Source organism: Nocardia sp. NPDC052112 (assembly GCF_040680135.1).
GTDB lineage: Bacteria > Actinomycetota > Actinomycetes > Mycobacteriales > Mycobacteriaceae > Nocardia.
Genome location: NZ_JBFAWD010000036.1, coordinates 71,384 through 82,905, shown reverse-complemented (window position 1 = coordinate 82,905; position 11,522 = coordinate 71,384). Strand labels below are relative to the sequence as shown.

Here is an 11,522-nt window from a genome sequence, read left to right as displayed (position 1 = left end):
GAATCACCGCAGCAGCGGCACACAGCCACACCACCCCTCGACGTGGATACCAACGATCCCGCAGCACAACCGATCCCACCAACAGCCCCTACCGGGGGCGCCATACCACCGAGCGGACGTGGACCATCGAATCCCGGCAACACACCCGACACCCCGACTCCACCACCCGCGATGTCAGGTAGGCAGCCCACCGACAACGACCAAACCCCGAGCGAACCCAAGGAATACCCCGACCAGGACGACATCGGGACCATCTACAAACCCCCGATGCCCAGCTACTTCCCCGCACAACCACAAATAGACGAACACCCGAACAACGCACCCGACGAATACACCCAACCAGCAGGCACCACCTACAAAATCCCCGGCCAACCCGACCCACCGGCCGGCCCACCCCCCAACGCCATCCCGATCGTCCCGCACCCCACCACCCCAGTGGTGCCGGAAAGTCGACCCTCGATCCCCCGCACAGACCGGCCACAGGTCCCGATACCGGACACCGCCGTGCCCGGCGCACCCGTCGAAGACGACGGCGACGGGCAGAAGCCGCGCGTCCACGACTCCGAACCACCCCTGCCCCGCCACAACAACACCCCTGCACCGCGCCTGCCCGCCACACCCGCCGACCGCCCCACCGAACTCAACCCACCCTCCCACTACGCCACCACACCCAACCCCGAAACACCAGGCGCCCCGATAGATCCGGCCGCCGCCCCACAACTCAACCGCGACGGCACCGAATACATCCGCGACCCCACCGTCCAACCCACCCGCGGCGGCGCCCCCGCAACCAGCCTCGCCGGACCATTGCCACAACCAGTCACCCCAGCACGCCCGATCCCCATGGCCTCGGCCGGCTCCGATAAGCCCAAACGTAAGCCGAAGAAGACACCACCGGAACCACCCCAGTCCGAGACGCCGCCGCTTCCCGCGCTGCCAGCGCCGGTCGCCCCGCCGCAGCGAAGAAAGCGCAGCAAGCCATCCACGCCACCGGCCCGCGAAGAGTTCGTGGTGCGCGAAGTCGGCGAAGCTGTCGGCGAGATAGGCGACGAAGGAGAACGAGTCCGCCCCGCAACACGGACCCGCGCATGGGTGCGTTCACTGCCACAGAGGTTCCCCTGGCTCACCGACAACGAGATCGACACCGCGCAACTATTGGTCTCGGAATTAGTAGCGAACTCCCTGCGATGGACCAACGGCAGAGTCACAGTCACCGCCACCAGGGCAGATACCGACGACGCCCACAAGATCCGGTTCACAGTCACCGACGACAGCGAAGTCGTCCCCGAAGGCACCGACATGCCCGGCTGGGACGCCGAACGCGGCCGCGGCGGCCCACTCGTCGACATGCTCTCGGCCGACCACGGAACCGCGGTCGACGAAAATGGCAAATCCACCTGGTTCGAACTAAACCAACCACACGCGGGCTTGAACCTCGACGCAAGCGGCGTGCCTGTCGACCCCGACTCCCATACCCCTGGGCACACCGGAGATGGAACTACCGGCGGCCCTTCCCGCCCTCCAGGCGGTCCAGCCCGTCGGCACCACCAGGTGGGAACACCACATCAGCCATTCATCGGTGGTGGTGGTATCGAACGCGACTTCGTTCGGTACCACCACACCCCGACGAATGGCCCGACAGACCCCCATGGACGCCGTCGGCGCCAATCGGGCGCAAGGGAATCCGATGGCACCGCAGCGCACCCCGGCGATGCCGGTTCGCCGGCTGCCGGTGTCCAGCCCGATGAGCCCGGTCACGATCCGTCGGTCACAAATCCGGCGGAAGCTGTCGATACTGCGCACGGATCCGACTCACCTGCCAGCGCGGAATCCACCGACGCCCTGTCGCCCTACGCCACCCCGAGCCACGTCGAACGACTGCGGGCGCTACGGAACGCGGTCGCAGCGGAACATGCTGATGCGGTATTCGATCCGAATACCGATGCGGATCGGTGCGCAAGACTCGAGAATGCGCTCCTCCTCCTGGATGAGCTATTGGCCACCGAGAACAACACGAACCCGCAGATCCCTGCTGCCAAACTTCGATTGCTGCGGCATTTCGCCGACGCGGTCGAGGCCTGGCTGGAAGCAGCAGAGCGGGCGCTTGCCGCGGAAGCCGAATGCCGGCAACTGGAGCCCACCGCCGCACAACGGGCTGAGATGGCGGAGGCGGCGGCGGACCGCTTCCAGGAAGCCGTTCGCCGTCTCGCGCAGGTCACGGCCCAACTGGGCGCGATACACGCCGACGCTCCTGTGCCCGCCACCACGACGGGTCTATTACAAGGCATCGATCTCGATGTCCTGCAGATGATCTCGGATCGGATCGCCGCAGAACTGCCATCGGCCGCGGAAGCCGTGGCTGCTGCGGAGCAGATCGCCGAACAAACACCGAGCGCTGAAGCCAACGCCGCGCTCGAAGAGGCGGGGGGCAGCTATCTGGGGCTGGAACAGAACTTCGCGGCGCTCGAGGCCCTGATCGCAGTTATGGAGCAACCAGGAACCCTGATCAGTCGGCAGCGGCTGGCGACATTGGTCGAGAACTTCCTCGCGACCGCATCGTGGTTTGCGGACTGGCTGACACTCCAGAACACCGCCAGGACCGGAAGTACACGCACCACAACCGAATTGGACCAGCAGCTGGCAACCGCGCTGGAAGCCTACGAGACCGCCGATCGCACTGTCCGCGATCTGGCCGCGGCCTTGGCCGCATTCGGTCCGCCACAGCAGGCGCCGGCAGCACCGGGTCCCGTTCCACAACAGACTTGGCCCGAACCGCAATCGCCGACATCCTCTGGACAAGAGCAGCTTCCGCAATTCCAATCCTGGCCTGAGCCCGCATCCGCCACACCACCCGACCAGGAGTCTGTGTGGCCGCAAGCAGCGGAAGCATCCACAGCTGCCGATGACACGGACAGTGCGGTGGCCGCGCCGACACCGGAACCGGTGCCGGAACAAGAGCCGGGCTCCGTGCCGCTGCCGCAGCCGCGCGAGGAGCGGAATCTGGGTCCTGTCGCCGCGGTCAGTGATATCGGCGTGGGGCCAGACGCCGGAGGACATGCCACCAATGAGGATGCGTTCAGAATCGCGGTGGCGACTGGTCCGGATGGTCTGCCTGTATTTCTCGCGGTGGTGGATGACGGCGTATCGAAGAGGCCCCGCGGCGATCATGCCGCGCGGGTCGCGGCGGACGCGTTTCACGATCATGTGATCGCGGCGTTGGCCGAGCTCGAACCCGGCCAGCCATGGAATCCGTTGTCGATATTGCAGCAGGCGACGACTGCCGCTGAACAAGCGGTTCTCGATCTGGCGAACCTGCCGGAGTACACCGGCGCCAAACCTCCCGCATGCACGATCGTGTGCGCACTGGTGGTGGGCGGCCAGATCATGGTGGACTGGCGGGGTGACAGCCGTGCTGCGTGGCTTCCCTTGGACGGCAGCCCTTCGAAATGGCTGACCGAGGACGACACGAACATCGCGGAAATACGGAGCTTGTTTACGGACTGGACCGAAGAACAGGCGAAGAAATCATCGATGTACGGGGGGTTGGAACGTTATCTGGGTAAGGGATCGAAGGATGGGGAATCACATGCCAAAATCGTCGATGACCTGATCGGTGCAGGTATTGTCGGATTGTTTTCGGACGGCGCCTTGGAGGCCATTACCGGCGAGGCGTCGCCGGAGAAACTCGCGGTAGTCGTCAAACAAGCGCTGGCACAATCCAACGGGAACCTACTCGCGGCAGCGCATGCGCTCCGAGAGCGTGCCCTGGCCGCCGGCGCAGACGACAACATCACCATTGCGCTGTTAAAGGTTCCCGCACCCGAGATCGGTGCCACAGCGCCGGATGGCACCAGCCGCGCGGTACCGACCGACGACGAATCCCGTCCCCGCGGGGGCGGCGGCAGCCCATCCCCCGGCCCACAAACCCAATTCACCTACGATGTCGACCCCGCAGTCGACCACGGATTCTTCAAACGGCGCAAGGTCGAGGCCGGCTTCGTTCTCAACAACTTCGGCCCAGTCCAACCCGGGCCACGCAAGCCGAACCCGAACAACCCGAATCAGGCACCGGATAGCGACCCGGAACAGTCCACGAACGAGGCCGCCCCCCAAGGCACACAACCGAATCCGCTCGCGGGCGGGGGTGGGGGCAGCGGCGGTGGCTCCGGCTCGAGCGGGGCAGGCACCGGAGGGCCGGTCGTCATGATCGACGCCCTCGGTGAGGTCCGGGCCTCCGACGGCGACATCGCAGAGTCGAACGGTTCGCTGACCGACACCGACAACCCCGAATCAGCTCACACCACAACCGATTCCAGCGATACCCCACCATCCCAGGGCGAAGACACAACCGATACCGGCCAGAGCAATACCGAGGCCCAGGGACAAAGCCCAGGGGCAGGCGTGCTCGGTGAAACCAAGACGGACCCAACGGCTTCCGAATCGCCCGAAGCCGCAGCCGACCCTGACGCCGAGTCACCGACGACCACGTCTCCGGATCCGGCAACCATGACGTTCGAGGAGTTTCGCGAAGAGTACAACCGCATCATGGCCGCCGTGGCCGCAAAGGAGAAGAAGGGTGGTCTCGATCCGGATTATCAAGATAACTACCAGCCGATAACCGAAGCGGAGCAACTGCTTTTGGAACAGGACTGGAAAGCGTTCAGTCGTTGCAGAGGATTCTCCGAGCAGGACATCGTCGAGTACGAGCGATGGTTGGAACTATCCGGCCAGAAACAAGGACTTCCAGGTGCGGTGAACGACCCGTGGCGCCGCAACCACGCCATCACCTACTTCGGTGGTTGGGACTTGGCACTGTACGTCCGACATGTCGAGGCACGTATCGCCGCAGACGGCGCCGAGTCGGTCCCGCCGGCAGTACTCGAGTCCTACCAGGCATGCAAAGCCGTAAATGACCAGAACGCGATGCCACCCTGGGGCGGCGGCCAGACAGCAAGCGAGGCGGAATCCCCGGCTCACACCACCTCGGCAGCCGCCGATGACTGGCTTTGGGTCGATGATGAACCCGCCGCCGCCCCGCCGGGAACAACCGATCCGGCCGAAACACCGCAGCAACCTGCGCAAACCGCAGCCGATGCCGCGGCCGCGGCGACCGGCGACCCTCCCGAACCGCCGGACGGCTCATCGACACCATCGAATAGCCTTGCCGCCCAGATAATTCCGGTAGCTCCGCCCGCCGCCGACCCACCCGAGTCGGGCCAAGTGCCGGTGACGGTCGATATCGAACAGCTGCCCTTGGTGCGCGCCGGTGTTGCGGCGGAACGCGATGCCGCAGTGGAAGATTCGAGTAACGCAACTGCCGACATCGCGCTCCTGGCGCAGCTGGACAGCATGCTCGCGCGACTGGATGAGCTCGCGGCCGCCCTGGACGGACGGGATGCGACGGTCACATCTGAACGTCTCCAGATGCTGATATCGCACTTCCACGCTGCGGCAGCGTGGTTGGCGGCTTTGCTGAATGCGAACAACGCCACCGCCGCCCTCCCCGATACCGACCCGACCGGGCAGGTCCAGCCAACCATCCGCGACCAGGTCCAGCACGCGATGGCAGCGGTCAAGCGCTTTGAAGCGGCCGATGACCGAGTCCGCGCGCTCATCGACGACCTATACGACTGGCGGGAAGACCCGGCAACCGACACCGGCGATAGGAGCCTGGTGGAGGGGCTCGATATCGACCAGATTCTGCTACTGCGCGACGGTGTGAAAGCCGAAGCCGATGCCGCAGAGTCCGATCCGAGCACGGATACCGCCCGTCTGCAGCAGTTGCACGACATGCTCCGCCTACTGGCCGAGCTGCTGATGGTCCGGCTCGAACCGGAGCTGCCGGTGGCACCGGGACGGCTCGGATTGCTGGTCAAGCACTTCCACGCGATCGTCGAGTGGCTGCCCGCGTTGCAGGACGCGAACAACGCGATCGCCGCGATACCGGACCACACGGCGGACACCGACCCGATCGGGCAGGTCCAGCCAACCATCCGCGAGCAGGTTCAGCACGCGATGGCAGCGGTCGACGAATTCCGCGCGGCCGACGGTCGAGTCCAGGCCCTCGGGGTCGCGTTGGATACGACACGACCCGATCACTCTGTCGAAAGTCTCGAGAAACTGCTCGGGCTGGTCTTTCGGAATCGTGCGGCCATCAAGTCACCCCGGGACGTCTACAAACTTCAGATCGCACCCACCGAGACCGAACCGGACACGGTCAGCGACCCCAGATCCCATGTCCAATGCCTGGTAAACATTCTCGAAGGGCTGCCCGCCGAGCAACAGATCGCGAACACCGACACCTACTCGAGCGGGCCCATGGATTTCGGTCCCGACGAGGCCCATTATGTTGTCGGCCTCCCGAACAACATCAAATTCATCCGTTACTACCGAGACCCGGCGGTCAAAGGCCACAACTACCGCGTCTACGTCCACGCACATCCGGACGCGGCGCCTGCGCTGATGCAGGGCATCGTGCACGAGATCGTCCATCAGCCGGATCAATACGCCGGTGTCGAGAGCGCAAAGATCGCCGGACCAGGTAAGTGGTCCAGCGACAGCATCGTCATCTACGTGGACAAGCTCGAAGACGCCCTGGGGATCGTGCCATGGCTACGCTGGTATCAGGACCATCACCCGGACACCTTCTGTTCGTCCGTTCCTGCCATGACGTATCAGGTGATGGACGGTGTAGCCATCGGCGCCGACTCGACGAGTTGGGGAAGCTTCGGTTCGCTTCGGAGGGAGCCGATCTTCGAGGCGTTGCCATCGGACCCGGCCGATGACGACGAGGGGGCATTCTGCGACAGAGCACGCGCCGGTCTGCACGCGCATGGCGTGGATCCGGAGCATCCCTGGCTGCCGCTCGGCTCGACCGCGTGGCAAGATCTCGTCGGACCGGCCGGGTCACCAGAATCCGCGGCCGCTCTCGATACCCCGGCGAGAAACGCTGCGGGCAATCCTAATTCGACGCCGGATGCCGCTGCCGACCGGCGAAGCCCCGGCACCGCCCCCTCGGCGGGAGCCAAACCAGTCACCGGGAAGGGCGGCGCAGGAACTCCGCCCCCCGGCCCGCAAACCCAGTTCCACAACGACGTCGATCCCGCTGTCGACGACCGATTCTTCAACCGACGCAAGGGCCAAGCCCCTTGGGTACTCAACAACTTCGGCCCGGTCAATCCCGGCCCGGAGAAACCGAACCCGGCAAACCCGAACCAGACACCCGATACCGACTCGGAACAATCCGCCACAACCGCAAACGAGGCCCCGCCCCCAGGCACACAGCCGAATCAACAACCCGAAGCAACCGAGTCCGGCACCCGAGGCAACGCCCCCGGTGTGTCGAGCGCCGCCGGCCCCAGCGAAACCGACTCCAGCACAACGAGTTCTGGCTCATCAACGACTCCCGGAGGCGCAAATCGCACGGAATTGTCCAGCAACGAATCCCGCCCCGGCGAGGCTGATCCACTGCATGATCAGCTCGCGGACCAGATATTCGAGCACGCATCGGCTGCGATAGCGCAAGCAGTCGGACGTGGCGTTGCCGAGCTCGACACGGACCAGCAGCGGCAGCTGGCTCATGACATCACCGAGCAGACACTGCTCATCGCCGGTGATGCCGGTATCACAACCGACATCGATCAAGTGCTCGCGATTGCTGATGCCAACACCCTGTTTCTGCTCGGATACCGTCGGATCGGTCCGCCGCTCCCGCTCACCGATACCCTCCGAGAGCGGTCGACCGATCCCGCGGAGGTGCACCAGCAGCAGGCTGGAATGGGTGCTCCCGGTTCTCATCCGCAGGAGGGTGCACCCGACAACGCTCCGGGTCATCCGGACTCCCACCGGGGCACCACTGGGTCCGCCCGACCCGACCAGAACGAACAAGCCACTCCGCAGAGTGAGCCCACATCGAACTCGGACACCACGCCGGACCCCGCCCCCGCTTGGCTGTCACCGCGCGATTTCGCAGCGCCAGTTTTCGCGTATGCACTGGCCGCAGTGGCGCAAGCAGTCGGACGTGGCGTTATCGAGCTCGACCCGGACCAGCAACGGCAGCTGGCTCACGACATCACCGAGCAGACAGTGCTCATCGCTGGCGATGCCGGTATCACAACGGACTTCGATCAGATGCTGGCGATTGCCGACGCTACTACCCCACTTCTGCTCGAATACACTCGGCTCGGTCTGCCGCCGCAGCCCACTGCCCCCGTCGAAGAACGCGCGGCGGACCGGGCGCAGTTGCTGCTGGATGTATTCCCCGCGGAGTCATCGGCAGCGGAGCTGACGCAAGTCGCGCAAGACATCGGCTGGCGCGAAACCGTGAAAACGGCATTGCGCCAGGCGATCCGGTCAGGTCGAATGCCAACGGGAACACGACTGCCTTCCGCTCAAACGGTCGCCGTACAACTCGATTTGTCGCCGTCGACTGTGGGGGCGGCTTACCAGAGTCTGGTCACCGAGGGTTATCTGAAGAGCAGCCGTAGGCACGGCACCACGGTGGCCGACGAGGATCAATGGCCGAGCGAACCGGTACCGGACCCCAAAGTACCAATCACCCCACAGCAACTGCTGGACAAGCTCGCCGCGGAATCGCCCACCGAGGAGCTGGCCGAGTTTGCACGGCGCAACGGCTGGCGCAACACCATGGAAATGCTCTTGCGCCAGGCGATCCAGTCAGGCGGGATACCGCAGGGCACGCGACTGCCCCCGACCACGGCATTCGGTGGTCGCCGTGGTTTGTCTGCTGCAACTCTTGGTTCGGTGTATCAAGCACTGGCCGCCGAAAGCTATGTCGAAATCACCAGCCGCGGCACCACGGTGACGGAGCACGATCAATGGCCCAAAACCGCACCGACAATCGGCCCGGATAACCGCCCGCCCGGTCCGGGCGCTCGGCACCACCACCGAGGAATGCCGCACCAGCGATCCTCTGTTGGGATCGGCCCTGCCGAATTCGACCCATTCGCGCGAGGCCACCACAGCAATGACGCACCCGGCCCCCATGGGCATCGGGGGCGCCAATCGGGCGCAAGGAATTCCGAACCGGACAGCACACAACCACCCGCACCCGGAAACCGCGATACGGACACCCCGCCATCGGCAGTACCCCCATCGAGCGGCCAGGCACCAGCGGAGCAAGCACCAGCGACACCATCGCATAGGCGCACGACAACACCTTGGACCGGCAACCTTGGTCCAAAGCCCGCATCAGCGCCCGAGCCAACGGTTCTCGATCCGGCTCCGGCCCCGCAACCAGCACCCGACCCCCTCATCGGAGCCGGAGACCCCGTCCTCACCTGGGACGAACGCGACGGCGACCCCTTCGATCGACCGCAGAAGCGCCAACCGCGGTGGAAGCAGATGCAAGAGCTCGGACAGGTCCACATCGACGGCGCCGGCGCGGCACGCGGAAACCAACCAGACAACACACCAGAATCCGCAGACGCGGCAATCGGGGTTGCCGGCGCAAGCGGAGGTGTCGGCGGAGACGGCGGCAATGGGGGCGGGTCCGAACCGCCCGAAACAACCAACGCAGACCAGACCACCAGCCCTGGGTTGATGGCAGGTGGTGCCGACCCGACCACTCCGGAATCCGCCGAGCCACCATCCGAGGACAGCACCACCACATCTGCCGAATCGTCCCAGAGCGAAACCGCCTCCGAAGCCCGCACGGAATCCGACACCGTGCAAGACGCGACGCCCGCACCCGAAGACGCCACCTCGGACGCGCCGACATCGTCCGATACCGCGGTCATCGCGTACCACATAGGCGATGACGCGAACGAGACGCAGCGGCAATTGACGGAGTCGGTCGACCAGCTGACATCCGGCCAATCGGCCGAGGTGGTCGAGGCTGGGCGGATGCTGGCCGGCCGGGCGGTGAGTGCCATCTTCACCGCTCCTGTGGTCGCCAGCGCCCAGCTCTCGGCACGGCTCGTCGATCAGCCGGGCAGCCAGCAGCTCGAGGTCGCGATGTCACACGACGGCGGCCGCGTGGCCGGGTGTGTGGCTATGGTCGCGCAGCCGACGGCTTCGGATATCCGGATGGTGCGGGCCGCGGGTGTGGTGCGCGACGACGGCGACCTGACCAGCCAGGTCGACCCGATTTTGTCGCAGTGGCTCGATTATGATCTGGCCGAACAGGTTTGGAGCACACTCGACCGGCTGAGCCTGGTTACGGGCAGTTGGTGCGTCATCCAGAGTGTCCAGACCGAAGACGGCGCCGACACCCTGTCGATCGCGCACGGACAGCACCCCGACCAACGCGAGACCGGAATGGCACTGGCCACCGATCGCCCGTCGGACGCGACGGGCCGTGTGGTGCGGATCGCGCTGGCGATCGATCCGGAGCAAACGGCGGCCACGGTCACCGCGAGAGTGCGGGCAGTGGTACGTGACTTGACCGGGGACTGGGCGTCGAGCCGAAGGCAATTGGCAGCCGATACGGCCGAACAGGTGCTTCTGGACGCCTCCCCGGCCGACGATCCGCACCTGACGGGTTGGTTCCAGATCGAGATTTCCGGAGAAACGGACAGTCGGTGCATGGAGTTCTGTGTAGTCGACGGGCAGACGCTGCTATCGACAGCGGCGGTTCGCCATATCTCGCCACCGAATACGGCCGCGCTGATGAACGATCTGCTGGCGAACGACGACGCGTGGTCGTACGAACAGCTCACCACCGCAAGGCTATTGGTCAACGAGCTCGTAGATAGCGTCCTGAACCATCCGGATGCCGCCGGGGCACTCGTGCTGACCGGACTAGCAGCCAACGATGGCGCGGCCCTCTGCCTCGAACTTCATGTGCGCGGCGCGGGCGCCGCCCGGCTGAGCATGGTCCCGGACTACGCCGACCGATACGGCGTCGAGTACAGCCCGGACGGCTATACGGCGTGGGCCGTGCTCGGCAACAGCACCCCTGCCGCGGCGAATCTTGTTGCCGCACTGGCCGATCGCCACGATCAAGCGCGCAACACCGTCCAACTGCTCGCCGTCGTCCCACTCGGCCTTTCCACCGACGACCTCGGGCTGGCGCTGCCCGAGGCCGAGGATCTTCAGTCGGATACCGCGTCGGACGAGGCCCGGGAAAACACCGCCGACCTGAATCTCGCCGCGCAGCTTGCCGCCGCGCCGCCCGCCACGGCCACACACACGACCCTCATGCTGTCTGTAGGAGATCCCGAAGCGGCCGCCCGAACGAGGGCCGCGATCGACGAGATAGTGCCGCCCATCTGGTCGGATACGGCGTGCGCCACCGCGGCCGCCGCAGCCGACGCGGTACTCGCCGACGCATTCACCCGGTCCACCGACCCGGATGTCGAAGTGCAGGTCGAGCAGTGGCAGGGCGGTCTGCGGGTGACAGTCACCCACCACGGCGACCCCGATTTACCGCCGGAACTCGTACAGATCCTGGAACTGGGAGCCACCGCATGGCATGCCGTGATGCGGCCCGGCCTCCGCTGTGTCGTACTCGACTTCCGCCGGATCGACGACACGGTGACGGTGTCCGCCCACGATCCGAT

The 11,522-nt window shown here is 65.5% G+C and carries 1 protein-coding gene (cut by a window edge); it reads left to right on the top strand.

Annotation, left to right across the window (positions count from 1 at the left end):
• Window positions 1–171: 171 nt before the first annotated feature.
• Window positions 172–11,522, top strand: partial view of an MFS transporter gene (locus AB0L58_RS39215; RefSeq protein WP_364395662.1) — the 5' end (the start) only. The gene runs 23,185 nt beyond the window's last position; only the first 11,351 of its 34,536 coding nucleotides appear in the window; the start codon lies at window positions 172–174; its stop codon lies off the right edge, out of view.